General features: G+C 38.1%; 26 protein-coding genes, 1 tRNA gene and 2 pseudogenes. 13 read left to right on the forward strand and 16 right to left on the reverse strand.

The window, feature by feature from the left end; all coding sequences use genetic code 11:
* Window positions 1-271: 271 nt before the first annotated feature.
* From ACE01T_RS09460 to ACE01T_RS09470, 3 genes are all read right to left on the reverse strand, one after another.
* Complete coding sequence (locus ACE01T_RS09460; RefSeq protein ID WP_395519159.1) at window positions 272-1,495, reverse strand: hypothetical protein; 1,224 nt, start codon at window positions 1,493-1,495, stop codon at window positions 272-274.
* A gap of 10 nt (window positions 1,496-1,505) precedes the next feature.
* Window positions 1,506-2,555, reverse strand: coding sequence for a nucleoid-associated protein (locus ACE01T_RS09465; RefSeq protein ID WP_395519160.1), 1,050 nt, complete (start codon window positions 2,553-2,555; stop codon window positions 1,506-1,508).
* A gap of 66 nt (window positions 2,556-2,621) precedes the next feature.
* The gene (locus tag ACE01T_RS09470) at window positions 2,622-3,107 is read right to left on the reverse strand and encodes a hypothetical protein (RefSeq protein ID WP_395519161.1); all 486 of its coding nucleotides are present in this window, start codon (window positions 3,105-3,107) and stop codon (window positions 2,622-2,624) included.
* A 481-nt stretch (window positions 3,108-3,588) separates the two neighbouring features.
* Here ACE01T_RS09470 and ACE01T_RS09475 point away from each other — a divergent pair, with 481 nt between their 5' ends.
* Window positions 3,589-3,822: a hypothetical protein gene (locus ACE01T_RS09475; RefSeq protein WP_395519162.1), complete on the forward strand. Its 234-nt coding sequence runs from the start codon at window positions 3,589-3,591 to the stop codon at window positions 3,820-3,822.
* A gap of 579 nt (window positions 3,823-4,401) precedes the next feature.
* On the opposite strand, the gene ACE01T_RS09480 is transcribed toward ACE01T_RS09475, so the two are convergent.
* Entirely contained in the window at window positions 4,402-4,590 is a 189-nt protein-coding gene (locus ACE01T_RS09480) for a helix-turn-helix transcriptional regulator (RefSeq protein WP_395519163.1), read from the reverse strand.
* Between the two features lie 509 nt (window positions 4,591-5,099).
* On the opposite strand from ACE01T_RS09480, the gene ACE01T_RS09485 reads away from it, so the two are divergent.
* The 10 genes and pseudogenes from ACE01T_RS09485 to ACE01T_RS09530 all read left to right on the forward strand — a co-directional run bounded on the left by ACE01T_RS09485 (window position 5,100) and on the right by ACE01T_RS09530 (window position 11,657).
* A complete protein-coding gene (locus tag ACE01T_RS09485) occupies window positions 5,100-6,227 on the forward strand; it encodes a hypothetical protein (RefSeq protein WP_395519178.1) in 1,128 nt (375 codons plus the stop codon).
* A gap of 581 nt (window positions 6,228-6,808) precedes the next feature.
* Window positions 6,809-7,114: a hypothetical protein gene (locus ACE01T_RS09490; RefSeq protein WP_395519164.1), complete on the forward strand. Its 306-nt coding sequence runs from the start codon at window positions 6,809-6,811 to the stop codon at window positions 7,112-7,114.
* A 3-nt stretch (window positions 7,115-7,117) separates the two neighbouring features.
* A complete protein-coding gene (locus ACE01T_RS09495; RefSeq protein ID WP_395519165.1) occupies window positions 7,118-7,591 on the forward strand; it encodes a hypothetical protein in 474 nt (157 codons plus the stop codon).
* Between the two features lie 119 nt (window positions 7,592-7,710).
* Window positions 7,711-8,214, forward strand: coding sequence for a hypothetical protein (locus ACE01T_RS09500; protein WP_395519166.1), 504 nt, complete (start codon window positions 7,711-7,713; stop codon window positions 8,212-8,214).
* On the forward strand, window positions 8,211-8,720 hold the full coding sequence (locus tag ACE01T_RS09505; protein WP_301433682.1) for a hypothetical protein: 510 nt from the start codon (window positions 8,211-8,213) through the stop codon (window positions 8,718-8,720). Before ACE01T_RS09500 ends, ACE01T_RS09505 begins: the two co-directional genes overlap by 4 nt.
* Before the next feature lie 131 nt (window positions 8,721-8,851).
* A pseudogene (locus ACE01T_RS09510) lies at window positions 8,852-9,589 on the forward strand (hypothetical protein); the annotation flags it as partial.
* A pseudogene (locus ACE01T_RS09515) lies at window positions 9,586-10,224 on the forward strand (hypothetical protein); the annotation flags it as partial. The pseudogenes ACE01T_RS09510 and ACE01T_RS09515, both read left to right, overlap by 4 nt.
* A gap of 57 nt (window positions 10,225-10,281) precedes the next feature.
* Window positions 10,282-10,881 carry a hypothetical protein gene (locus ACE01T_RS09520; RefSeq protein ID WP_395519167.1) on the forward strand — a complete coding sequence of 200 codons (600 nt, stop codon included), beginning with the start codon at window positions 10,282-10,284 and terminating at the stop codon, window positions 10,879-10,881.
* A 66-nt stretch (window positions 10,882-10,947) separates the two neighbouring features.
* A complete protein-coding gene (locus tag ACE01T_RS09525) occupies window positions 10,948-11,076 on the forward strand; it encodes a hypothetical protein (RefSeq protein ID WP_395519168.1) in 129 nt (42 codons plus the stop codon).
* A complete protein-coding gene (locus tag ACE01T_RS09530; protein ID WP_395519169.1) occupies window positions 11,073-11,657 on the forward strand; it encodes a hypothetical protein in 585 nt (194 codons plus the stop codon). The genes ACE01T_RS09525 and ACE01T_RS09530 overlap by 4 nt, the downstream gene beginning before the upstream one ends.
* A 220-nt stretch (window positions 11,658-11,877) precedes the next feature.
* On the opposite strand, the gene ACE01T_RS09535 is transcribed toward ACE01T_RS09530, so the two are convergent.
* The 11 genes from ACE01T_RS09535 to ACE01T_RS09585 form a co-directional block, all read right to left on the reverse strand.
* Window positions 11,878-12,249 carry a hypothetical protein gene (locus ACE01T_RS09535; RefSeq protein ID WP_395519170.1) on the reverse strand — a complete coding sequence of 124 codons (372 nt, stop codon included), beginning with the start codon at window positions 12,247-12,249 and terminating at the stop codon, window positions 11,878-11,880.
* Window positions 12,250-12,251: 2 nt separating this feature from the next.
* The gene (locus ACE01T_RS09540; RefSeq protein ID WP_395519171.1) at window positions 12,252-13,625 is read right to left on the reverse strand and encodes a replicative DNA helicase; all 1,374 of its coding nucleotides are present in this window, start codon (window positions 13,623-13,625) and stop codon (window positions 12,252-12,254) included.
* A complete protein-coding gene (locus ACE01T_RS09545) occupies window positions 13,622-14,422 on the reverse strand; it encodes a helix-turn-helix domain-containing protein (protein WP_395519172.1) in 801 nt (266 codons plus the stop codon). Before ACE01T_RS09545 ends, ACE01T_RS09540 begins: the two co-directional genes overlap by 4 nt.
* A gap of 149 nt (window positions 14,423-14,571) precedes the next feature.
* Window positions 14,572-15,126, reverse strand: a complete 555-nt coding sequence (locus ACE01T_RS09550) for a hypothetical protein (protein WP_200223341.1) — start codon at window positions 15,124-15,126, stop codon at window positions 14,572-14,574.
* Window positions 15,123-15,437, reverse strand: a complete 315-nt coding sequence (locus ACE01T_RS09555) for a hypothetical protein (protein WP_395519173.1) — start codon at window positions 15,435-15,437, stop codon at window positions 15,123-15,125. The genes ACE01T_RS09550 and ACE01T_RS09555 overlap by 4 nt, the downstream gene beginning before the upstream one ends.
* A complete protein-coding gene (locus ACE01T_RS09560) occupies window positions 15,434-16,132 on the reverse strand; it encodes a phage antirepressor KilAC domain-containing protein (RefSeq protein WP_395519174.1) in 699 nt (232 codons plus the stop codon). The genes ACE01T_RS09555 and ACE01T_RS09560 overlap by 4 nt, the downstream gene beginning before the upstream one ends.
* Window positions 16,133-16,134: 2 nt before the next feature.
* Window positions 16,135-16,350 (reverse strand): transcriptional regulator, encoded by a 216-nt coding sequence (locus ACE01T_RS09565; protein ID WP_395519175.1) that lies wholly within the window; start codon window positions 16,348-16,350, stop codon window positions 16,135-16,137.
* Window positions 16,351-16,451: 101 nt separating this feature from the next.
* A complete protein-coding gene (locus ACE01T_RS09570) occupies window positions 16,452-17,495 on the reverse strand; it encodes a hypothetical protein (protein WP_395519176.1) in 1,044 nt (347 codons plus the stop codon).
* Window positions 17,496-17,601: 106 nt separating this feature from the next.
* Window positions 17,602-18,927, reverse strand: coding sequence for a tyrosine-type recombinase/integrase (locus tag ACE01T_RS09575; protein ID WP_395519179.1), 1,326 nt, complete (start codon window positions 18,925-18,927; stop codon window positions 17,602-17,604).
* A gap of 167 nt (window positions 18,928-19,094) precedes the next feature.
* Window positions 19,095-19,170: transfer RNA gene (locus tag ACE01T_RS09580), tRNA-Arg, on the reverse strand.
* 81 nt (window positions 19,171-19,251) lie between these two features.
* A complete protein-coding gene (locus ACE01T_RS09585) occupies window positions 19,252-20,607 on the reverse strand; it encodes an amino acid permease (RefSeq protein ID WP_180043225.1) in 1,356 nt (451 codons plus the stop codon).
* 326 nt (window positions 20,608-20,933) lie between these two features.
* On the opposite strand from ACE01T_RS09585, the gene prpF reads away from it, so the two are divergent.
* Window positions 20,934-22,124 (forward strand): 2-methylaconitate cis-trans isomerase PrpF, encoded by a 1,191-nt coding sequence (gene prpF, locus ACE01T_RS09590; protein WP_180080622.1) that lies wholly within the window; start codon window positions 20,934-20,936, stop codon window positions 22,122-22,124.
* A gap of 219 nt (window positions 22,125-22,343) precedes the next feature.
* Window positions 22,344-23,252, forward strand: coding sequence for a polyprenyl synthetase family protein (locus ACE01T_RS09595; RefSeq protein ID WP_180080623.1), 909 nt, complete (start codon window positions 22,344-22,346; stop codon window positions 23,250-23,252).
* A gap of 78 nt (window positions 23,253-23,330) precedes the next feature.
* On the opposite strand, the gene putP is transcribed toward ACE01T_RS09595, so the two are convergent.
* The gene (gene putP, locus ACE01T_RS09600) at window positions 23,331-24,821 is read right to left on the reverse strand and encodes a sodium/proline symporter PutP (protein ID WP_180080625.1); all 1,491 of its coding nucleotides are present in this window, start codon (window positions 24,819-24,821) and stop codon (window positions 23,331-23,333) included.
* Between the last annotated feature and the right edge of the window lie 93 nt (window positions 24,822-24,914).

Below are 24,914 nucleotides of genomic sequence, written 5' to 3' on the forward strand. Positions count from 1 at the left end.
TGCACGCTGTTCTAAGCTGAGTGGGACGGTAACAATCCGTGGCATGTGCAAACATCGTTTAACCAAAAATGTCTTTTCGCATGTTTAGTTGTTTTTGTCAACTTATAAGCGGAAAATAGGAAAAGAAAACCCACTGCTGGGGTGGGTGAGTGTTCCTACATCATGACCATAGGAAGTCTTAAAAATTATCACCTGATTGATGAAGCAATAATATATTTTTAAAATGTAAACTTATGCAGATTGTGCTTATGACTTCCAGTCTTTAATTATATTAAGTGCAAATAAGTTTTTCTAAAAAAGGTAGATTTACTGTTAAGCAGGAGTTTAAAAAATTATAATAAAAATATATGCTACACATGATTATAATTGAAAAAATAATACTTAATTTAACTATAAAAATATTTTGAACTTGTCTTTCGTATCTGTTGTTCAAAATAATAAAGTTACTAGTTATTTCCTTTTTATCTGCAAATAATGGGTCAGAAGAAAAAGTTTTTTCCTGTGCATTAATTTCATATTTAATATTGTCTAATGTATCCTTTTGGTTTTCACACATAAATAATACAGCAATAGCAAAAAATATAGCGCCCATTAAAATGATTGAGTTTGCCAAGATAGAGAAATCTTTTCCTGTTTTTAAACTACTAGCAACCACTATTAAGGATGCAGGTATAGTAATAATTTGCATCTGAATATCAGTAAAGGCTTTATTTAATCTGGTTATAGATTCAGTCCTGAATTTTTCTACCTCTTTTTTAATTTTTTCAAAAGTAAATTCAGATAGATACATATTATAGTTGTTGTTAATTACTTCAAAAATATTATCAAAATTAGTTGTGATATTATTAATTGATATTTTTTTATCATGATTAAAGTAATTAATTAGACTATCAGAGATAATCTGTTTAATAGGATCTTTATGAATTTCAATTTCATAAAAATTTGATCTAAAAGCATTCAATTTATCAATTTTTATATCATCTTTTATAGATAAATTATTAACAACCTCAAGCCTTCTTTTTCCTAGAAAAAATAAACTTTCCTCATCTATAATAGATTTAGATATGTGATCGGAACTAGTTTTTAATAGATTATATAATTCTACACAATCAATATATTTCTTTATATTTATATTTTTTTCATTATTAGGTGATTTTGGAACATAAATAAAGTTTTCATTTTTGAAATATATGATTTGATCAGGAAGAGATGATCTAAATAATGGCTGCTCTCTGAGTAGTATTTCTAGAGATTCATAATAGAAAGATGGAAAATCAATAGTAATTTGACCATCATCACAATCAAAATCTGGAATAAATGAATCCAATAAGCCAAGCTTATTTACTAAATCATTAAGTATTTCTTGTACGCGTGCAAAATCACAAGGCTGGATAATCCCTTCAATACTTCTCCTTCCTGTTGAGTTTACATCTTGAATGAAAGAAGTTAACTCAACATACTTTTGTACAAGTTCAAAAGTGATTTCATTAGTCATGAGTCATTTTCTATTCTGATGTTCCGGTTGCCTGTGGTGTAGCTCTATGAATTTCCTCAATAATATGCTGAGGAACTGATTTAAGAATTAAGTAGCCCTCTTTATTTAAGAATACTGTTTCATTAAGATCATTATATGTGAAGCTAATCTTTACATTACCATTAGTGTAACCGATTCTTTTAAATTTTTTATAACTCGTTGGGTTTGGTTTGAATGTATAATCAATATCTATCTGTTTTTCTTTTAAGTAATCTGTAAATTCACTAGGGCTACCAGCATTCACAGTGTTGGCAATAGTATCTAAATCAACTTCCTCGCCAAGCTTATGTTGTTTTTCAAAATATAAAAAAAGAGAATCTCGTATGACTTCCTTTTGCGACGGTTCTAGATTCTTTGATTCCATATAGTTAAATATAGTATCTACAAGATTTTTTGTATTTTGTTTACTTGTTATATACCCATCACACGAAAGTGCGAATCTAAAATATTCAGTGACATCTTCATCTTGCGTTTTTTTCCCCTTCATAAAAGAAAGACAATTCTTATTACTTTCTTCACTTTTTACTAAGTTAGATTTCCATTTTTCAATATCAATACGTGCTGATTCATTTAACTTTTCAATATTTAAATATTGTCTTTTTTCAAGAGTTAAAAGTTTGGTTAAACCATAACCCTCATCATTTTTTAACATGACAATTAATAGCCAATCCTTTTGAGAATCCTCATAATTTAAAAGTAAAACGAAACCACCATTTGCTAAGAAACTTTTAGAGAGTTCTTCCTTAATCAGGCCACAAACATTCTCAGTAAATTCCATAAAATCAATTGGTTTTTCATTAAAAAATTCCTGTAAAACAGTCTGAAAATCTGAACCATGCTTTATATTCCCATGCATAGGATTATGGTCACGATATGATTTTAATATATCCTGACATAAGCTTATAACAATCGGATCATCAGGTTGTAATAGTTCCTTTGCATATTCTGGTTTTACACTAGTAGGCCCCTTACTTTTTTGTTCTTTTAAAATATGATGAAATACAACATTCTTAATTTTCATGGATTCCCCCGTAAAATAAGTAAATTTAAAATATTTAGGCTAGAATTATTTGCTTTAACTCTTTTATTAAACACGAACCGGTACCAGTTTAATTTCCCACTGACTCCCAAATCGCTGATCAAGGTATGCTGAAATTTCTTCTTTGCGTGCTTCATAATGAACAGCTTTCAGCAGAACAGCATTAGTTCCTGTAGATACCCCATAACGAGTAAAGCCATCCATAGCATCATTTGCAGTCGTCATATTAGTAAGGAATATATGTGCCTTACCATTCTTAATGAAGCTATTGATATCTTTTAGGTTCGGGGCAATTTCTTCAGGAATAATAATTTCAACAACATGGTATGGGTCTTTAGAAACTGGCTGGACTATATAATCAATGCCTCTGGTCATCCCGCCACTGAAACTTTGTGCTGTTTCATCTGCGGATTCCATATCATCAAAGAGTCTTATATCAATTGCTTCTTGTTGTGACTCTGTAGTAGTAAGCCAACCGTCATCATCAGGAATGATGTAGCAATTTTCTGAGATCAATTTGATGATGTATGACATAAGAGTCCCCAAAAAAATAAAAAGAAAAAATATATAAATCATAAGAGTTATAACTTTTATTGGATGTTTTTCCAATAACTATATTTAGCTATATTTGTTGATAAATTAATTTAACTTTAAAGTTTTGAGATGCTAAAGGCTATAAAACCAATTCATGTGGATAATTCGCTTGATCATCTAGGCATGTATGAATATTTGGCTCTGGATCGTCACGACTAACATGAAAGAAGTGCTGCAGAGTTCTTTGCTGAATACTATAAGCAGAGATATATTGTTGATGATGAGTACAGATTTTGGATATCCAAAGCTATGAAGCTGTGCGATGCCATAGACCAAGCTGAAGTGTATATAGGGAAGCCAAAGAATTAAATTTAAGAGCTTATCGGAAAGTGGGCTTTTTTGTTGATGAAATAGTTATTATCGTCACTCAACTTGAAATATAAATGTGTCAAAATAAGTTTTTATTTTTGAGTAAAACTAGATGTCTGATATTAAATTAAAAAACTTAGATGACTTACTTGAAAGTGCAGTAGCAGAGGGTAAAAAAATCGAAAAGATTATCATTGGTTATAAGGCTTACAATTGCTTAATGACTGACTGCAATTTTCATAAAGAAGTGACAGAATCATCTTTGAGCGCCAATAAACGAAAATACAAAGGCTATAAAATCAAAGTTACTCAGGATGAATATCAACTGGATTTAAAATTTAAATAATATAAATTTTGCTTAATTAGAGAGTAATTAGTTTAAATTTGATTATGTCCACTTAATTCACATAATAAAGAAAGCTCGGTAATTTGATCGGGCTTTTTTAATATTTGATGAATCACTTATTAAATTTTTATAATATATTGATTTAATAATCATTATTTTATTTTTTGGTATATTCTGCCAGTGAATGTTATTTGAATAGTGTACAAAATAGCCAACAGAAACAGCTGTAGTTTCTGGATGACCCTCCAAGGTCCTTAGTTTACAAGCCCACATCGTCTTTCCATGAGTGGGCTTTTTTTTGTCAGGAGAAAGGTGATGCTCCGATTCTTAATGTGTTTATTTGGCTTGCATGGTGCGACAGAAATCGATTACACGGTTGATGATGAAGAAATCAAGATGTGTCGGGATTGTTTGAAAGAGTTGAAGCAATAGGTGATACCTATCAATTTAATCATTAAATGCATTTATGAGTTGGAAATATCTTTGACTGAAGCGCCGTGTATTGAATCTCCAAGACATATTTTAAGAGGTGTTTATGACTCTACGGTGATGATGTATTTGTGCTTAAACATAATGAGGCTACTCAAGTCTATCTTTAAACTTTTCTACTTCTTTTTTTACTACCGATTCATACCAGAAAACATCTTTTTCCGTAATCCTAATCGGTTCAGGAATATGGCCTTTTTTTAGCAGTCTATAAAACTTGGTTCGACCCACAGCAAGAAGGTCCATAAATTCTTTTGCTCGAACTCGTCTATCAATATTCATGGGTATCCAGAAGTTAGTTTTATTCTAAATAGATTGACCTCTGTAACATGTGAGGAGCAATAAAAATGATCGAGATAATATTACGAAAATTAAATCTGAAAGCAATTGCAACACATCGGGTTTAATCTCGGCTTATGGAGAGTTAGTGGTAATTCTATGCAATTCTGTAGTCTGTTTGCCTCGCCTATGGTCTTGTCCTTCCAGTGCTAAGTTGATAGGCCAACGGATTTATCATCCGATGTTCATCAATTTTTAGGAACTTACCAGCCCAATAGGAATGTTGAGGTTGAACTTTTTTAAAGATGTTTGATCTTTATTTCAATCATGCACAGGAACTCTTATTTATTGAAAGACCATGTGTGGTCAATAAACAATCTTTTTGAATAAAATAAGAGAATTTGTCATTTTAAAATCAAAGGTAAACTTTTATGCTTTCCGCATAAAAATACATTTTTGATTGAATAATGATCTACTACACCACAACGAAAACTGATTGCCTTTTAAGCCTCATGCAATGCGTTTCTAACGGTAGTGCAAAATTTTGGTTTTCTGATTCTGTTAGTTTTTCAAAATTTCATACTGTGGTTCCGAAGTTGATCCTGGAGTATGGCCTCGATCTGGATGAATCTGTACGTAAGAAAAAGTCAGATTATGGGGAGCCAGTCTGGAGCCTGGTTATCAATTATGACCCAGCTAAAAATGATGTATTCCAATTCTGGTTGTTTACCACAGGCTATAGAGAGGCACGAAGAAGTAAGCTGATGCTAAAAGAAATACTCGCTAAAAATTCCAGCATGGTGCAAAAGCAAAAGCTCAATAGTATTTTGACTGTCAAAAAAGAGAAATTGCTTCGTTATGGAAATTATGTATTAGGCCAATATGTAGAGTTCAGTGACCTTAAGCCTCAATTTTCTAAGGTTTATTATCATCCTGAGCAATTTGGAGTGGTATTTAATACTAAGGTGATTCGAACAAAGACAATTGATAGTAATAAGACTTCAAATTACCGAATTTTTAAACCTTTCGATAACTTTGAATTGAAGCGTTTTGCCAGCATCAATAAAAATTTTGGTTTTGCTTTTCTGGAAAATGAACACACCCGGTGGAATCAGGCATCAGTTAGCACGTTCTTACTCCAAAAATTTGGGATTAAATTTAATGATGAGGTGAGCTATAACGACCGATTGAAAGAGCTGACTAGGGCATTACGTGGAGTTCGTAAAAAGCATTTGGAATTTTTCCAGCGTTATTCTCAGAAGAAAGTCCGCTTTACCTGGTATCTATCCAAAGATTTTATAGAGTTGGCTGAAAGGGAGTTAAATAAAAAAATTGATTTAATCTCCACTGGTAAAGCAGATCGATTAAAAGAAGCTACATATCGATTAAGTGCACATGGTAATTTTCATGGCACACGGCATCAAATTGGAACGCTACAAGCTAAGACCAGATCAAAATTGAACAGTAGAGATCCGAACCAGAAGAAGCTGAATCAAATGTATTTTCCTAAAAATCTACACTATGTACGGTTCACTGCTAAAAAGGCTCAGAATATGAAAGAGTTTGAATTATTGTGTCGAAATGCCGATAAAATTTATTTGAATAAACAGAGTCCATCAAGATCTAAAACCAATTATTGATCTAGCTCAATCCTCCAATAATCTTTAGAAATTGTAATATACCCAATATTGGTATCATTCCGAAAACGGTAATATTCCCAAAAACGGTATTTTGAACGATCCCAATTTTGGGATTTTGAATGTACCCGTTTTTGGGATGCAGAACCTATCAATGAATCTACCATTGAATCAATCATCTCTCTTTTGAGAGAACGCCGTACTAATTCAAAGGCAACTCTTCGTTCCATATTCAAGAATAAACTTTAAAACTAACTTGATATATGCATCAATTTTGCACTGGCTTGAGCTGTGAGCGATTTTAATTAAAAAAATGATAAATGGTGCATCAATATTTTTAGTGGGCTTATAGAGCAAATTAGAATGATATGAGAGTGCCTGCTATAAATCTTATTTGTTTACTCATGTTCGTTGTTGGTTAGCGAATATAATAGGGTTGCTATAACGAATTGCTATATGGGGAAATGGTTAAAAATATAGTGTTTTGCTCCCTGTCTCGCGCGCGCGCGCGTTTTGTTGCAAATATACCCATTTTTTAGACGCTTAAATTATCTCTTAATTAAGCTGAGGCTTATGGAGGGTATATGGGGATTTTTGTTGAGCTCAATAATTTTGAAGTATCGAAAAGGTTAATTTTTCTCAAGACAGAGATTCATTACGGCGCACCTAAATATGCAGAAATGATTGATGAACTAAAAGAACATCATGAAATGACATATGAAAAGATTGCGTTTGTTCTGCCTATAGCGAATGCCAGTACGATTCGCGAGTGGGACTGTGGTGGTGCCAAGCCCAATTACGAGGCAGGTGAGGCATTTATTGAGTTATGGAAAACATTAACAGGGAAATCAGATCAGGATATTCCCCGGATCAAGCAATGGAGTATTTGAAAAATGTCAGCAGTAAAGCAACCAGCTTATAAACCTTTAGACTGTGATGATATGGAGCGATCAATTCAGTTGTGTAACGGCATTGAATACTTGATTGATGAATTTCAAAGGGAAATTAATGGTAAAGATCCGAATCAATTGTATAAACACGAATATCAATCACAATTGCTAAAAATCGCTGATAATTTAGAAGAGCTAATTCATCGACTTACCTATTTGGCTGGCAAGAATAATAAGGAATTTTACTTTAATCATTTATACGCGATTCTTAAGAGTTTGAGTTGTGCACCAAATGCATTAATTATTACGGCGTATTATCTTGACCCCAAACATGATTTTAAGCGTTTAGTTAATCGGAATACGTTTGAATTTGAATTAAGTCAGATTGTAAATAGAATCCAGTTTATAAAGCCTGTACTACACTCACTTTCAATTGGGCAGAAAGCAGGTATTAGAAGCATTTCCCACTACATTTAGCAAATTTTAAATATAAAAAGGGAGCTTTGATAGCTCCCTTCTTTTCGGCCCAAATATACCCATTTTTTCACTTGTGTAGAGCCATAAAATAAAATTTTACAGCTAAGAAAAACTAAGCCATGACTGAAATTATATCACCGGAAAATACTGAGCTTTTAACCTACATTATGGGGGGAGCGCATAAGCAATCATATGTACATTCAGCTCTTAATTTGCAGAATGAAATAGAGCAAAAATTAGAGTCGGGTGAGCTTGAAAAAGTAGATACTGGGCTTGTTAATCACTTTGCACCTAAAATTTATTTAAGGGAATTTAGTGCCAAAGCCGGTACTTTAGTTGTAAGTAAAATGCACCGTACTGAGCATTTCATTATGTTCTTAACTGGTAGTTTAAGTGTTATGACTGAAAATGGCATTGAGTATATTAAAGCGCCGTGTATTCAGCGAACTATGCCTGGCACAAAGCGTATAGCTTATTTCCATGAAGATTCAACTTGTATGACTATCCATCCCACTGAAAATACAGATGTACAAGAAATTGAAAAAGAAATAATAGTTCCTAGTGGTGAAGAGGAAGAATACCTCATTTCAATTGGGCATAGTACGCAGGAGTTCATAGAATGACTTGGGCAGCAACGGTAGCCGCAGCTGCAGCAGCAGTAGGTGCAGCAATTACTGGTTATTCAAGTTATCAGAATAACAAAGGCATGGCAGAGCAGGCTAATGCAGATGCAGAAGCGCAAAAAGCACGTGGTCGCCTTGAGGCTGAGCGCATCCGCAAAGAGAAGGAAAAAACTCAGTCTGCAGCACGTGCGGCACTGGCGCAAAATGGCCTTGATGTGAATGAGGGTACAGCGCTTGTAATCAATGATGAGATTGAACAGGCCGCAAACTATGATGCAAATATGGCTGAAATCACCGGTTATAACTCATCACAGCGATTAAAAGCGGAAGCAAGCCAATTTAAAAACAATGCCAATGCAGCAGCTGCTACAGGTGTTTTAAATACTACAGCAGTTGGCGCTGATGGTTATCGTGACTATACCAAGGCTAAGAAAGACGCGGCATCTCAGAATCAGGCTGCAATTATGACCGCAGCACCACCAAAAACAACAGGTGGCTGGAAATAAACCAAGCATATGAATTATTGATCAGTAAATTAAGGAGCATTAGCTCCTTTTTTACATCTAAATATACCCATTTTTTGAATGCGAATAGCATTCTAAATTACCTTTAATCGATAAATTTAAAGGTAATTAAAATGGCTAGAATCCCTATGGGTAATTTTGGTAACGCTATGCCTCAGGTTGGGCGCATCCAAATGCCACAAAACCAAAGCGGTCAGATGATTGCAGGTGCTTTGCAGAATATCTCACAGACAGCACAGCAACTTCATGAAAAAGAAAAACTAGAACAAGAAAAGCTAAAGATTGAGCAGGATAAGAAAGATAAGGCTGAATTTGCGCTCCAATCATCAAAGATTGGTTCTGACATCAGTCTGATTGATGAGGACCTGTTAGTCAAAATGCAGGACGGACAATTAACTTATGATGAAGCAGTAAAACAAAGACAGAATAATATTGAAACGATTAAAGGACAGTACAAGGATGTAATTCCAAAAAACTACACGCAAGCATTTGATAATTATTTTGAACAACACTCTTACCAGAGTGCTTCAAAGTATTTACCTGTTGCCCAAAAAGCCAAACAGCAACAGGGCATAGTTGAATTAAAGAGCATGATTGAAAACTACCTGAAGAACCCAAATGCTACAGAACAGGAAGTACAAGTGGGGCTTCAAACATATGCTCAATCAAAAGGTCTATCACAAGCTTATGTGGACGATACATTCTCGGAATACAAAAATAAGCGTTCTGGAAATGATGTAAACGCATTTTATCTAGCTAATAAAACAGACAGTACAAAACTTGCAGAACTCACAACTCCTGAAGCTGTTTTAAAACAACATCCCAACTTGACTCAGGAGCAAGCTGTTTACGTGAACGTAGTATTATCAACTTGGGTGAGGCCGGAACTATCCAGGGAGAATTAGGCCGTACCTTATTCCAGTTTAAGGGCTTCCCACTGGCTTATATGTTCCGTATTGGTCATCGGGCCTTCGCTCAGGGAGATATTAAGAGCCGAGTGACATTCCTGGCTTCGCTATTGGCTTATCAAACACTGGCAGGGGCTTTGATTGTCCAGACACAGAACTTGGCAAATGGTAAGAATCCAGAGCCGGTATTCACAATTGATTTCTTTGGTAAGTCACTTCTTAAAGGTGGTGGGCTTTCCTTCCTGGGTGACATTATGTCTGCGCTTTCAGATCCTACCGGTCGAAGTGCATCTGACTTTATTAGCGGACCACTCTTAGGTCAGAGTATGAAACTCGGTATGTTATTAACCGGTATGGGTAACAACATCATTGAGGGTAAGGAATCTACCCGGATGATGGAGGTGGCCAATACGCTGAAGAGTAATATTCCATTGCAAAACCTTTGGTACAGCAAATTGATCGTTGATCGAATGCTTTATTCGAAAATGCAGAATATGATTGATCCGGATTATTTGCCGAAAACACAGCAGCGGATGGAGAACTTAGGTAATAGTTACTGGTGGGATTTATCTGAATAAAATTAGGAGCTTCGGCTCCTTTTTTATTGTATGGTGATTAATTAACACACTTTAAAAATGAAAGAAATGAATAAATTTTTACTTAAGGTTTTAATGTTTTTGGCATGCTTTAGTGCATTTAATTGTATTGCTGTAGCAGCTTCAGAAGTTGATATAGCTGACATTTTTAACTCTGATGGGACGCCTAAAGAAGGATCTATTAATGGGGTTAAATTTATTTCAGCTAAAGAGAATGGATTGCTAACTTTAGCCTTATTTGATGGTGAATCGATTCCAAACAAGAATGGTGATAATTACTGGTTTTTAAGCTGCAACTCTTACAAAGATAGTTACAACATGAATGCAGTTATATGCGGAGCACAGAGAGGGGAATTCAAAATTTTTTTGGGTTCGTTAGGATATATAATTGAAATGGAAAATAAGCCAAGAGGCGGGGGGTACTATATAGTGGCATTTGATAAGGAGCCTAGTTTTGAGGCAACTTACCGTATTATTGATAAGGTCGAAGTTAAGAAATTCTTAGCCAAAATGATCGATTCAAAAAAGATGCAGTACTCTTATAAAAATGAGAAAAATAAATATATTTCTAATGAAAGGAGGATTCAGAATACAGGTCTAATAATTTCTTTGCTTAAAGATATGAGAGATTATTATTAAATTAGTCAAAAACTTCTGGTACATCGAGACTAAAGTGACAGCTTAATATTTGATGATATTCAAAATATGATTGCACCAGAATATCAAGAAAAGTATAAGAGAAAGATGCAAAAACAAGGACGTAGCCAATGGTGGGAAAGTGGTGAGGGTCTTGATGGTCTAAACTTGATTGGTTTTGAGGGAGTGGCAAAGTGAGAGCTCTGATATCTTTATTTCTACTGATGTCATTTAGTCAGTTTGGGCATACTGACACGGATGAATATAGTGTTTCTATTGGATATAGTGCAGATTTTTGTGATGTCACTAGCCATGAAATATGTATTACGCATTTTGATGAATTAACAAATGGTTTATTTAAGAAATGGGGTGATGGTCTTCCATATAATTATTTTGATGACGATTACTCTGATGCTATCAATGGGCTTCAAAATCTTTATTGTGCCGTGCTATCTGATCATATAAGAGAATTAAAATATGCTCCTGAATTTTACGATAATGGAATGAAGCTTATTGATAGTTATACAGAAAAGCATGCTGTAAGGGATTTAAAATCTTACGATGATTTAAGGAATTTTAATTCAATTGTTGGGAGCATTCCAAATTTTCGTCAATCATGGTTAGTAAATGATAAAAATGTTTTAAAGGGAATTATTTTTTCAGGTATTTCAAATGTTTTTAATGATGCAGATGTTGCGACAGATGGTGATATGAAGAGAATAAAAATTAAAAAGAAGATGAAAGACTCATACGCTAGTAATTGCATCCCTCTTTTATAAATATCGAACAAACCTCAATTTACCCCCTGTATATATCAATTATACAGGGGGTTTTTATATGCGTGATGATCAGATAGAGCAAATCAAATTACTTTATGTATAAATCTATTGTACATCTGGAAAGTGCTTTTTATATCATTTTGCCACCTAAATATAATGCTTAGTAGCTTTCATCACCATAAGATGAAGCCTTCTTTGGCGGAACAATAGTGTAGATCAATTAGAGCAATTCTAACTGTCCAATTTCATATTTATACGTCTGCCACTCACCTTCGCGCGGAACGCGCTCAACACCAGTTTCAGCTTTCCATAATTCGATAAAAGCTTCACCATGTTCAAAGTTTGGGTTTCCACCACGTGCCCATTCGGACACAGTAGATGCATTCGCCACAGGCAGAACAAACGCGATTTTTTCATGTGTCCATTTAAGCCGACTCAAATCCAGAATCATACGATTGAAGTCTGGACGCTTATATCCACGACGTTTAACGAGAAATTCTTTAACCTTCTTTTGCTGCCTTAGGTTGATAAAACGTTCGGCCTTAGCTTTTTTTAAAACTGTGCTATCAATGCCACAATCATTTATAAACATTACTATTGAACTCCTTGGATCTGATTCAAAGCTTCATGGTCTAAGTTAGTAAATTGACAGTATTTCAATTGAGAGTGCATATAGGCGGTACCAGCTTCGCCGTGGCGGTTTTTTCCCACGATGGCCTCGGCAATACCCCGGTATTGGGAATCTTTGTTATAAACTTCGTCCCGGTACAAGAAAACAATTTGGTCAGCATCTTGTTCAATTGCACCAGACTCACGTAGATCTGACATTACTGGACGTTTGTTTGGACGTTTCTCTAACTCGCGATTGAGTTGTGACAAAAGGACAATGACACACTCAAACTCCTTGGCCATAGCTTTTAATTCACCAGTAAAGTAGGCGATCTTTAAATCTTCCCGGGCAAATTGCTTTGTAGTTTTCATGATCTGTAGATAATCAACCAGTACGACACCTACAGAACCATATTGGTGCTTTACCTTGCGAATGGATTCACGGATATTTGCAATAGAAGGCCGTGAAGTATCATTGATGTGCATTGGCACACTTTTAAGCATCACGACGGCGTTTGTATACGCTGTAAATTCTTCCTTAGGAAGCATGTGTGGGGAATTACGTACTACTCCAATATTTGCCGGTGCAATAGCACAGCAGAGACGCATGGCGATTTGTTCTTTTGGCATTTCACCAGACATGATCAAAGCAGGCTTTCTCTGAACAACGGCTACGTTATTGGCAATTAGCTGAAGCATAGTGGTTTTACCCATGGCAGGACGGGCAGCCACTACCATCAGGCAGCCTGGCTCAATATCCCCTAACTTTTTGTCCAGGTCATAGATACCAGTTTGAATACCTTTAATTGATGTTTCCCCCGCAAGAGTCGCTTCAATCTTTCGGTGCATTTCCGTAAAAGTATTGGCTGCTGCATCATGGATGTGAAATAGAGATTCACTTCCTGATTCAGTATTCAGATCGGCAAAAGCAGCTTGTGCATTTTGTACCAGCTCACCACGACTGATAGTTAAATGCCGGGCTTGTTGGATTACTTTTAATGCTTCAGCTTCAACCTGACGGCATGCGGTAAAATCCTTCAATTTTTCTACGTACGATTGCAGATTGTAGAAACTGGAAGGAGCATCACTCATTAACTGCATGAGATATTTCTCACCACCTGATGCTTCGCCATGATTGCGCATTTCAAGCCATTCATTGACGAGTACAGCGTCATATGGTGAGTTTTTAGCATCAAGATCAACAATTGCATTAAAAATCAGTTTGTGGCGTGTTGCGTGAAAATCTTGTTCTGTCAGTAGACTTTCAACCTGAGCATAAGAACCAGCAACAGTCATTAGGGCTGCAAGAACTGCTTGTTCAATTTGTAGATTGTGAATTGGGGGAGTATTGGTATTCATTCGATGCTCCCAAGTAAACTTTTAGGTTTGCTATCGGTCAAATTAATAAGCGGTTGCTCGACTGCAGCGGTATTGAGTCCAGACTGGTTCACATAATTTGGATTAGCTTTTTGGTAGCGTTCAAATTTATCGATGATCCAGCGAACGAATGAATACAATTTTCTTGCGTTGGGCATTACTTGGCCAGCGTAGTGAGCATTGAATGCACCCAATTGAAATTCGAAATCCGGCAATCCAAAAATTAATTCCAGATTCCGTTGTTGACCCGCAGTATTTAGCACATTGATTAATTGATTTTTATCTGGAATCCAATCGTGTTCTTGAGAGAGATTCATTGATAGATTCAATGGTTGGTTCTGCATCCCGTTTTTGGGATTGTTCAAAATCCCGTTTTCGGGATTGTTCCAATTATTGGAATCATTCCGTTTTTGGGTTTGTTTAATATTCCCGTTTTTGGGTGTATTTGTTCTGGATTTAGCATCCTTTTTTGAACCTGAATCATCCCAATTATGGGTATATTCTTCACGTCCTTTGACGCCGTTTAGTTTGAGAACTTTAACCCGTTTGGTCGGTCCAGCACGCTCACCTGTATCTACAACCAGACCTGATTTAATAAGATCACTAAGGACTTTCTGAACTGTCTTTTTGTCCAGGACGGTATCTTTTGCAAGGCGTTCTATACTCGGCCATGCTGTATGATGTTCACTTGCTCGATCTGCTAATGAAAGCAGAACGAGCCGTTGTGAAGAGTTGCATACTGGGGCAGTCCACGCCCACCGTGTTGCATCAATGCTCACTAGACCCTCCTTGCCGGCTATTTTTGATCACGGCATTAAAGAGGCGATCTGGTGTTATGCGGACTGACTCAGCATAGGCAGATGATGATGGTGGAAGCTTAGACTCAGAACTAGGCTGAATTGTATTTTTTTCAGAAGAAGCAGGAAGCTTAGTCATTTTTAGATACCTCCCATGCCGCTTCATATTTTTCGCGTTCAACATCGAAAGTGTTGCTATGGTTATCAGCCAAATACGCAGCAATATGGATTAAGTTATCAAGACCACCAAATACAGCGCTATGAATATTCTGCTTCACGGCGTCTTTAACTATCTCAGCTTCATCTTTAATTTGATAAAACATAGTTTGAAGCCAAGATGTATTTTCATAAGCTAATGAGTAAGCATCGTGCAGATCACCCGCGTTGTATTGGTCATCGGGTTCTTGTTTATGTCTTTTAAGCTCAAGGCCATAGGTATCCGCTTGACTGTTAGCAAGCTGGTGGGAGATTACGATTAGATTTTCGAGTTCAGCAAAAATAGTGGAGTCGACTTTATTTTCTTCTGCATACGCTTTAACAAACACCGTTGCTTTGCTGATCTGATTAGTCAGAGTTCGAAGCTGTATGGCAGATTCAGATGCAAGTGAGTAAGCACTGATAATATCTGCGACACTGTAGAAAGGAATTAATTGTTCTGATAATTGAATTTGTACTTTAGCGTTCATGATGAATGCGCTCCTTTTACAAGTTTAGGAGCTTCACAAATCTCTGCTAAAAGATTGGTGTGAAGCTCAGAAGGGTTAGCAGACCGGTGTAAAAGGTACCCGGCACACCTAAAGGTGTCCCTCCCGAGCTCCACATAGCGATGCGGATGCATAGAGATTTTACGCATAAAAAAAGCCCGAAGCGGACTGTATGCGCCTTTTACATTGTAGCCTGCTAAAGCTAATTCAGTGATTTTGCACTGAACAGGATCAATATAGCCGATGATTTTTGATTTGAAAAGCCTTAACTGGAAAATATTTTGAAAATTCATGGCCGCTCCCCAAATCTTTTGGCAAGAATTTGCATGCCTTTTGGCAGGATAAAAAACTCAGTCTGTGTGAAGCTATACGGCTGACCTGAAGGTTTTACACCTTCTTTATGAGAATATTTGGTTTCGCAATAACCACGACTTTCACTGTAATAAGTTGAAGCCCGGGCATCATTTAGATAACGATCCCAGCTATGTTCTCGAAGCCATTTGGCTAAAACATGCTGCTTTACATTCAATATTTTGCAGGCTTGCTGAAACTTCACGCCGTGTTCAGTGTGGGTAATCGTTTCTATCGCTTTGGATAATGTTTGGTTTTCTGCATTCAGCTGTAGGTTCTGTTTGGCCTGAACTTCGATCGCTTGCAAAAGGTGCTGAGGATTGCTGATATCGAATGCTGGAATCTGCTGCTCAAGTTCGTACCAACGCTTTACAATTGCTGCAGTGAACTCAGGGCAGAGCTGCGCAACTACTGTAATTGAGTCAAGCTTGCCTTGTTCTCCTCTGAACACGTACTCAATACTTGGGCGACCGCTAGTAGGCTTTTCCACCGTTGGTGGTAAAGTTATAACCCCACGTTCCGCCAAGCGTTCGATAGTTCTTTTAACTGAATCTGGTCTAGTTTTTGTTAACTCAGCTATATCTGAGCTCAACATTTCTTGAGTCGAATTTTTTAGAATATTTGTGGAAGCACTCATAATCAAGCCTCCATAATTACAAGGCTTTGTTTCTTACTGTTGTGCCATTCTAAAAGCTCCGCGTAGTCGAAATATACAGGGGCTTGTTTTGTATCGCCGAATTTCAATGGGCGTGGAAAGGTAGCATCAGTGCGTATGATATGACGCAGTGATTCACGGCTTACATCTAACAATTCGCAAGCTGTTTTGAACTGTACTCGTAATGGAGAAATAGACATAAAAATACCCATACATGAAAAAGTATGGGGTGATTATGTATTTGATTTATATTAGTTAATAGTGAGCAAGTTCCACTTAATATAGGTTAAGTTTCACTTGGTCAATATTCTTTTTGTCTGCCTCCCAGCTTTGCATACGCAGGAGCAATATCTCTAATCCAATCTTTTAAAGATTCTACTTTATCTGGTAGCTGTTCTCGGTGTTCAGTTTCGCATAATGTATTCCATACTTGCTGACACATTGAACCTATTTTTATTTTTCGCTCTTTGTCATTTTTCCATAAGTGTAATGCAATCGCTCTTGCTGCCACTTGTGCCTCTATTTTTGCCTGACTTTTACCTTGAGGTTTTTTAGATGTTTGCTGTGTTATTAGATCTTCAAAAGTTGACTGTTCTTTTTCACGGATAACCAAGACACCATCTATGATTCTGGAAAGTTGATAATGTGTTATGAGAATATCCGTTCTATTGATAATTTGAAGTAAGAGATCTGTACTATTGCCATCAATAGTTATGTGAGCTGTTTCTTTTGGTTCCACAAAATCATTTAGAGTCATGTATTGGCTAATTGATTTAAGCTGTATTCCATAGATCATTATATCAACAAGAGATTTAACCACATCTATATCAATTTTACTGTGATAAAGATGATTTATAATGGGAGGGTAAGGGCTTTCTCTTTTAAATAATTCTAAAAAGTAATTTGGGGGATTTGCCGTAAAAGAGTCGGCAATATCTAATAAATTAAGAAAATTACTAATGTTGCTATCAAAATTGCATTTTTTTTCTAAAGTTAAAATTTTGATTGCTTCTAGTGGAATTTGAAGCAAGCATCCTTTACTTAAAAATGAATTAAGTATCGCATTCACTATTGTTTCTATTGTTTCATCATGTCTTAGATGTATATCGGTATATCCACCAAATTTATCAACATCAGTACGCTCATCATATTCTGGTGTCATATCTTCAGAATAATAAGCCACTCCTTCCCATCCTTTAGCAAAAATATAAAGCTTCAGATCGTACACTAAAGCCATGGATAACAGTTTTTTGCTATCGTAATAGTCTACTTTTAGTAGTCTGTTTAATTCTTTTGATGCTTCTTTTAAACTATAAAAAGGAGCTGGATTTTTAATATCACTCATTATTATTCATATCTCCTACAGTATTCTTAATAAATCAATAAGCCAATTCGGATTAGGCATCCGACTTTCGGAAGCTAATCTAGACTTAGCAAACTGTTAAAATCGGTTATTTGGCGAGTTTTGCATATTTGAAATTGATTACATCATCATTAAGCAATTGCTGAGTAAAGTCATATGGACTGATATGCTTCACTCGGTTGGCTTCTAGGTAGTCACTCCACCAGTTGAGCATGGCTTTACGCTCTTCCAGATATTCTGCCTGATGGGTATAAGCGAGCCGGACCTGATCACGCTCTTGGTGACTCATTTGCTTCTCTACAGCTTCTTTTTGGAATAGGGTGCTTTGTACCAAGGCAGAACAAGCCATCCCCCTAAAACCATGTCCGCATATATCTTTATTAGTGTCATAGCCGATACGGCGTAGGGTCTTGTTGATTGTGGACTCGCTAATAAAACCTTGAGGGTCACCGTTTTTAGGGAATACATTTTTTGTCATTCCGCTATATTTGTGGATTTCTTTGAGCAGGGTAATAGCTTGAGGTGAAAGTGGTATTAAGTGGTCTAATTTCATCTTGGCACCACGATTAGAAAACTTTTGTCCTGGGATGAACTCTCTTTCTCCCGGGATAGTCCATAGGCCTTTTTGAAGATCAAACTCACTCCAACGTGCAAAACGAAACTCACTGGAACGTACAAATGTATGAAGTGCAAATGCCGTACATAATTTCGTTATAGGGTAACCTTTATCACTTTCTAATCTTTGCAAAAGCTCAGGCAGTTGCTCTAAAGGTAATTGAGGATGATGTTTAGACTTTTTCGTTATTACAAAAACATCTTTTAGAAAATAAGCAGGATTCTCTTCTATAAGGCCGCGTGATATTGCATAAGAAAATATGCTGCTAAATCTTTGACGAGTTTTCTTTAATACTTCTGTATATCCAGATTCTTCAATGGAGCGTAAAACTTTAACAAGGTCTTTAGGCTTTACTGCATCTATCGATTGTTGCCCGATGATAGGGAAAACATAATCTTCTAAGTTCTTTAATGCTCTTTCTGCTGTATGTCTAATCCAGCGACCTGTATTGCTATATTCCTTATGCCAGTCTCGAGCTATAACCTCAAAACTATATGCATTATTCAATTTAGCTTTTTGCACTTCGCTGTATTCAATTGGATCTATACCATTAGCAATTAGTTCTTCTAATTCACGGCGCTTATCCCTGGCAGCTTTTAAGCTTAAAGCTGGGAAGTTGCCTAAAGTCATTAAGCCATCTTTACCATTGGCTCTTTTATATTTAAATCGCCATACCTTTGATCCGCTCTTTCGGATAAACAAAATAAGTCCATGACCATCATACAAAGAGTAGTCTTTTTCCTGTGGTTTTGCCCCAGTACATTTGGAGTCAGATAGCGGAATAGTCTTTTTGGCCATGATTGAATAAGGATACATATTAAGTAGAACTGCATATATCCTCAATCATATCCTTATATTTTGCAACTATATCCTTATATATTCACTTATATTTTGTTATGTTTTTATCTTATCTATATGAATATAAATTACTTTTAACTAAATTATTTTATATTTTGCTATCGGGGTGGTGCGCCCTGCGGGACTCGAACCCACGTCGGTCGCTTAGGAGGCAACTGCTCTATCCAGTTAAGCTAAGGGCGCAATGCGCAGCTAATGTAGCGCAAATACCGGTAAAAAAAAAGTTATTGTCGAAACAATAACTTTTTAAAATGATTTTTATGTTTAAGATTTCTTCGTCTTTAGGCTTTTAAATAGGCCAAACATCAGCACTATCCAGACGGGAATCATCAATACGGATTCTTTAAAACCTTGGGTCCACATAATATAAAGTACTGTCGCAATAAAGATCAGTACCACATAATTGCTGACAGGAGCCCAGAGTGCAGGGAACTTGGTTTGAATCGCAGCGTTTTTGACAGCCTGTTTGAATTTCAGATGTGTCAAACTAATCATGGCCCAGTTGAGTACCAAGGCACCTACGACCACATACATCAAGTGGCCCAAAGCGTCTTCTGGGACAAAGTAGTTTAAAAGCACACAACCGAAAATGAGCAGGGCTGAGAATAAAACAGCGGGAATAGGCACACCTTGTTTATTTACTTTCATGAACGCTTTCGGTGCATTGCCTTGCTGTGCCAGACCATACAGCATACGGCTATTCGCATACATACCGCTGTTATAAACAGACAGTGCCGCAGTCAAGATAATGAAATTGAGTAGATGTGCTGCCCAGCCAATTCCGAGTTGACTGAAAATCATTACAAATGGACTTTTATCCATACCACCCAGTTCCAGCTGGTTCCAAGGTACTAAGGATAAAAGAATCGTGAGTGAGCCAATATAGAAAATCAGAATACGGAACACGACCTGGTTAATGGCCTTAGGAATGGTCTTTTCCGGGTCTTTGGCTTCTGCAGCCGCCATACCAATCAGTTCAATACCGCCAAAGGCGAACATGAGGAAAGCCAGCATATAGAACAGGCCTTCAAAACCATTCGGGAAGAAACCGCCATGTGACCAAAGATTGCTAAATGAAGAGGTTGATCCTGCATCTGCGGTCAGTAATAAATACAGGCCGAAAACAATCATGGAAATCACGGCAGTCACTTTAACAATGGAAAGCCAGAATTCGGATTCGCCATAAAACTTGACATTGCCGAGATTGACCAGAGTAATGACAATGAAAAAGAACAGTACCGAAGCCCATGCAGGAATATGCGGCCACCAGTAATTAATATATTTGGCGACTGCAGTAAGCTCTGTCATGGCAACCAGAACGTACAAAATCCAGTAATTCCAGCCCGCCAGGAAGCCCGGGAATTTGCCCCAATATTTATTGGCAAAGTGGCTAAATGATCCTGCTACAGGCTCATGAACAATCATTTCACCCAGTTGGCGCATGATTAAAAAGGCGATTAAACCACCAATGGCGTAACCCAAGATGATGGAAGGACCAGCAGATTGGATGACCTGTGCGGAACCTAAGAATAAGCCTGTCCCAATTGCACCGCCCATGGCGATCAGTTGGATATGACGGTTCTTTAAGCCACGCTGAAGTTTGGAAGACTCGTTGTTCAAAGTATTCAGCCCGACAATGTGTAAGGAAAGGATTGAAATGGATTGTAATAGATTGAAATGTATAAGCCTAGTACGGGCTCTAGAGAGGGATTGTTAAAAAATAATCATATAAAAAATATTTTATATATTCCTATTTTGAATCAATAAATTAATTTTATTTTTTAATACATAAAATAAAATGATGTAAATGATGAAAAAAAGTTTGGTATTCGTTTTTTATACTTAAGTCAAGAAAGCATCTATTTCATAAAAAAATCGCTATGATACTTTTTAGCATTTTGCTGACGGCGATGTACAACAATGATAAATGAAAGGATAAAAGAGAAATGAGTTTTGCTCCACAAATCAAGATTCCAGCAACTTATATGCGTGGCGGTACCAGTAAAGGGGTGTTCTTTAAACTGGATGACTTGCCACAAGCTGCACAGCAGGCTGGAAAAGTGCGTGATCAGTTATTGCTGCGAGTGATTGGAAGCCCTGATCCATATGGCAAGCAGATTGATGGCATGGGTGGAGCAACTTCAAGTACCAGTAAAACCGTGATTTTGGCCAAAAGTGCCCAGCCAGATCATGATGTCGATTATTTATTTGGACAGGTTTCGATTGATCAGCCTTTTGTGGACTGGAGTGGCAACTGCGGTAACTTAACGGCTGCAGTCGGCTCATTTGCCATTTCCAATGGCCTGGTCAGTGCAGAACGTATTCCTGAAAATGGCATTTGTACAGTCCGTATCTGGCAAGCCAATATCCAAAAAACCATTATTGCCCATGTGCCGATCACCAATGGACAGGTGCAGGAAACAGGTGATTTTGAGCTGGATGGGGTGACTTTCCCGGCAGCTGAAGTTGCCATTGAATTTCTGGACCCGGCTGATGATGGTGAAGAGGGCGGAGCCATGTTCCCAACGGGGAATGTCGTAGATACCCTGGAAGTGCCAGAAATCGGAACTTTCCAGGCGACCTTTATTAATGCTGGTATTCCGACCATCTTTTTAAATGCTGAAGATATTGGCTATGAGGGTACAGAATTACAGGATGCTATCAATAGCGATGCTCAGGCACTGGCACGTTTTGAAACTATCCGTGCTTATGGCGCAAAACAGATGGGTCTGATTCAGGACATTTCTGAAGCGGAAAAGCGCCAGCATACCCCGAAAATTGCCTTTGTATCGAAACCTAAAGCCTACACATCTTCAAGCGGTAAAGACATTCAAACCACTGATGTTGATTTGCTGGTTCGTGCCTTGTCGATGGGCAAACTGCATCATGCCATGATGGGAACGGCTGCAGTGGCGATCGGTACAGCTGCTGCGATTCCTGGAACTTTGGTTAATCTGGCAGCAGGTGGCGGAGTACGTGAAGCGGTACGCTTTGGACATCCATCAGGTACCTTAAGAGTCGGCGCACAAGCTGTGCAGGAAAATGGACAATGGGTGGTCAAAAAAGCTGTCATGAGCCGCAGTGCGCGGGTACTGATGGAAGGCTGGGTTCGAATTCCGAAAGATAGCTTGAAATAGCAAACAAGATAGAGAATCTTGCGAGAAAGCAGTATCATGCTGCTTGTCATTGATCAATAAGTTAGCCTGATTAAAGCTTAAACGATGATGACGGTTCAATTCTCATGTAGATGAGGAATCGCAAGTTCTCTGTCGAAGGTGACAAGAGCGTTGTATATTAGATCGGGGTCATTTTTAATTTTCCCGATCTATTCCCAAAGCAAAGTATTCGAGGCGAATGTGTCATCTTTAACTGACGTGCAAGCAAATGCATTAACTCAAGCACAGCAACGTATTCAACAAGATTTATTAACGGCATTAGACGCATTTTCCATTCCGGAGCCGCTTAAAGGGGCTGTGTATCATGCGGTCATGCTGGGTGGAAAACGGGTACGTCCTGCACTTTGTTATGCCACCGCTGCTTTAAAACCGAATGCAAATTTTGCTGCCGTACGCCGTGCTGCAGTCGCCATTGAAATGATTCACTGTTATTCACTGGCCCACGATGATTTACCCTGTATGGATAATGATTCCTTGCGTCGTGGTCAACCAACCTGTCATGTCGCTTTTGGGGAAGATACGGCATTATTGGCAGGGGATATTTTGCAGTCGATGGCCTTTGAAATCTTGGGCAGTCGCCTGTTTGATCAGGGCCCGGCAGTTGCTCCGACCATTGTTTTAAAACAGATGCAAATTCTGGCGACTGCCAGCTCGAAAATGGTCTGTGGTCAGGTGCTGGATTTACAGGCTGAAGGCAAGCGTGTGGATCAGGATGCTCTGGAAAATATTCACCGCAATAAAACCGGTGCCCTGATTTCTGCAGCCGTGATGATGACAGCCGTGACCGTATTTGAAGGCACAGATCCTGCTATTCCTAAACTGCGTGAATATGCGCAAGCGATTGGACTGGCCTTTCAGGTGCAGGATGATATTCTGGATATTATTTCCGATACGGCAGTACTGGGGAAAACTGCGGGTAAGGATGAGCAAGTAGATAAATCAACTTATCCTGCACTCATGGGGCTGGAAAAAGCTCAAGCCTATGCCAAAGAGCTGCATGATCAGGCCTTTAATGCTTTGGAGATGTTTGCTGAAAATGCAGTTGAATTGAACCAGATTTCAGAATTTTTATTGGCGCGTAAAAGTTAATTTGATTCAAATACAGCAGCCAAGACTAAAAAAAGAGGATCATAAATCCTCTTTTTTTATAAGCTTAGACTGTAAAAATTATTTAGATGCTTTATATAGGCGGTCACCTTCATCGAAACGGGTGGTGACTTCAGCAGAAGGGGCTTTACCCAGCAGGCTGACCACGACAATGGCAATGATTGAAGCAATGAAGCCGGGAATAATTTCATAAACACCGGTATTGCCCAACAGGTTTTTCCATAGAATCACCACCACAGCGCCGACCAGCATACCTGCAAGTGCGCCATTTAAAGTCATACGACGCCAGAACAAAGACAGAATAATCAGTGGACCAAAGGCTGCACCAAAACCTGCCCATGCATAAGCCACCAAACCTAAAACTTTGGATTCAGGGTTTCCAGCCATCCAGATGGCAAGCAGGGCAATCAGTAACACCATGAGGCGGCCAATCCAGACCAGTTCTTTTTGTGTGGCATTTTTACGCAAGAAGGATTTGTAAAAGTCTTCGGTCAAGGTACTTGAGCAGACCAGTAACTGACAACTCAGGGTACTCATCACCGCGGCTAAAATGGCAGCCAGTACAATACCTGCAATCCACGGATTAAACAGAATTTTGGTCAGTTCCATAAATACAGTTTCAGGATTGGCCGTCACAGCACCAGCCAGTTCCGGATGCTGCTGGAAGTAGGCAATCCCAAAGAAGCCTGCTGCCACCGCACCACCTAGACATAACGTCATCCAGGTCATACCGATACGGCGTGCATTGGGAATGGATTTCACCGAATCTGCTGCCATAAAGCGCACCAGAATATGTGGTTGACCAAAGTAGCCTAAGCCCCAGGCAAGTAAGGACATAATCGCCACAAAGCTTAGATCACCCATGATATCCATCGCTTGTGGACGTGCAGCTTCAAGTGCCAGAGTCATTTGCGACAGGTCGGAGAAGCTCAGAATGGTCACAATAGGGGTGAGCAACAAAGCAAAAATCATCAATGACGCTTGAATGGTGTCGGTCCAGCTGACCGCGAGGAAGCCACCGATAAATACATAACTGATGGTGGCAATCGCACTGATCCACAGTGCCGTGCTATAGGACAGGTCAAACATGTTTTCAAACAGGCGCGCACCAGCCACCATGCCGGAAGCACAATAAATGGCAAAGAAAATCAGAATAATGAAAGCCGATGCCACACGTAAAATTTTCTTCTGGTCATTAAAACGGTTGGAAAAATAGTCCGGCAAGGTCAGGGCATTGTGCTGTACTTCGGTGTGTACACGTAAACGTCCGGCCACCAGCAGCCAGTTGAGCCATGCACCAATAATCAGGCCAATTGCAATCCACATTTCAGATAAACCTGAAAGATAAATTGCGCCGGGAAGGCCCATCAGCAACCAGCCACTCATATCTGAAGCACCGGCAGAGAGCGCTGTCACGAAACTACCTAAACGACGACCCCCTAAAATGTAATCAGAGAAATTGGCTGTCGCGCGATAAGCCATAAGGCCAATCGCGATCATGGCGACAATATAAAAAAGAAAGGTAATCAGGGTCGGATTCAGGGAGTTCATACGGTATCCATTTACAAGGTGGACAGTAGATCGAAATACAGGCTTTTAAATAAAAAGCACAAATCATTTCAAAAAATAACGCGAAATTTAACC

Origin of the sequence: Acinetobacter uliginosus (assembly GCF_044130295.1) — a bacterium.
In the GTDB taxonomy this organism is placed as follows: domain Bacteria; phylum Pseudomonadota; class Gammaproteobacteria; order Pseudomonadales; family Moraxellaceae; genus Acinetobacter.

Bases quoted from the DNA above. Each gene is read 5' to 3' on its own strand.
- ACE01T_RS09570 (WP_395519176.1), bottom strand. From the start codon at position 17,495: ATGAGTGATATTAAAAATCCAGCTCCTTTTTATAGTTTAAAAGAAGCA.
- ACE01T_RS09525 (WP_395519168.1), top strand. From the start codon at position 10,948: ATGATTGCACCAGAATATCAAGAAAAGTATAAGAGAAAGATGCAAAAA.
- ACE01T_RS09565 (WP_395519175.1), bottom strand. From the start codon at position 16,350: ATGTCTATTTCTCCATTACGAGTACAGTTCAAAACAGCTTGCGAATTG.
- ACE01T_RS09495 (WP_395519165.1), top strand. From the start codon at position 7,118: ATGTCAGCAGTAAAGCAACCAGCTTATAAACCTTTAGACTGTGATGAT.
- ACE01T_RS09555 (WP_395519173.1), bottom strand. From the start codon at position 15,437: ATGAATTTTCAAAATATTTTCCAGTTAAGGCTTTTCAAATCAAAAATC.
- ACE01T_RS09485 (WP_395519178.1), top strand. From the start codon at position 5,100: ATGCAATGCGTTTCTAACGGTAGTGCAAAATTTTGGTTTTCTGATTCT.
- ACE01T_RS09470 (WP_395519161.1), bottom strand. From the start codon at position 3,107: ATGTCATACATCATCAAATTGATCTCAGAAAATTGCTACATCATTCCT.
- ACE01T_RS09540 (WP_395519171.1), bottom strand. From the start codon at position 13,625: ATGAATACCAATACTCCCCCAATTCACAATCTACAAATTGAACAAGCA.
- ACE01T_RS09480 (WP_395519163.1), bottom strand. From the start codon at position 4,590: ATGAATATTGATAGACGAGTTCGAGCAAAAGAATTTATGGACCTTCTT.
- ACE01T_RS09550 (WP_200223341.1), bottom strand. From the start codon at position 15,126: ATGAACGCTAAAGTACAAATTCAATTATCAGAACAATTAATTCCTTTC.
- ACE01T_RS09460 (WP_395519159.1), bottom strand. From the start codon at position 1,495: ATGACTAATGAAATCACTTTTGAACTTGTACAAAAGTATGTTGAGTTA.
- ACE01T_RS09490 (WP_395519164.1), top strand. From the start codon at position 6,809: ATGGGGATTTTTGTTGAGCTCAATAATTTTGAAGTATCGAAAAGGTTA.
- ACE01T_RS09560 (WP_395519174.1), bottom strand. From the start codon at position 16,132: ATGAGTGCTTCCACAAATATTCTAAAAAATTCGACTCAAGAAATGTTG.
- ACE01T_RS09465 (WP_395519160.1), bottom strand. From the start codon at position 2,555: ATGAAAATTAAGAATGTTGTATTTCATCATATTTTAAAAGAACAAAAA.
- ACE01T_RS09500 (WP_395519166.1), top strand. From the start codon at position 7,711: ATGACTGAAATTATATCACCGGAAAATACTGAGCTTTTAACCTACATT.
- ACE01T_RS09575 (WP_395519179.1), bottom strand. From the start codon at position 18,927: ATGGCCAAAAAGACTATTCCGCTATCTGACTCCAAATGTACTGGGGCA.
- ACE01T_RS09535 (WP_395519170.1), bottom strand. From the start codon at position 12,249: ATGTTTATAAATGATTGTGGCATTGATAGCACAGTTTTAAAAAAAGCT.
- ACE01T_RS09520 (WP_395519167.1), top strand. From the start codon at position 10,282: ATGAAAGAAATGAATAAATTTTTACTTAAGGTTTTAATGTTTTTGGCA.
- putP (WP_180080625.1), bottom strand. From the start codon at position 24,821: ATGAACTCCCTGAATCCGACCCTGATTACCTTTCTTTTTTATATTGTC.
- ACE01T_RS09505 (WP_301433682.1), top strand. From the start codon at position 8,211: ATGACTTGGGCAGCAACGGTAGCCGCAGCTGCAGCAGCAGTAGGTGCA.
- ACE01T_RS09475 (WP_395519162.1), top strand. From the start codon at position 3,589: ATGTCTGATATTAAATTAAAAAACTTAGATGACTTACTTGAAAGTGCA.
- prpF (WP_180080622.1), top strand. From the start codon at position 20,934: ATGAGTTTTGCTCCACAAATCAAGATTCCAGCAACTTATATGCGTGGC.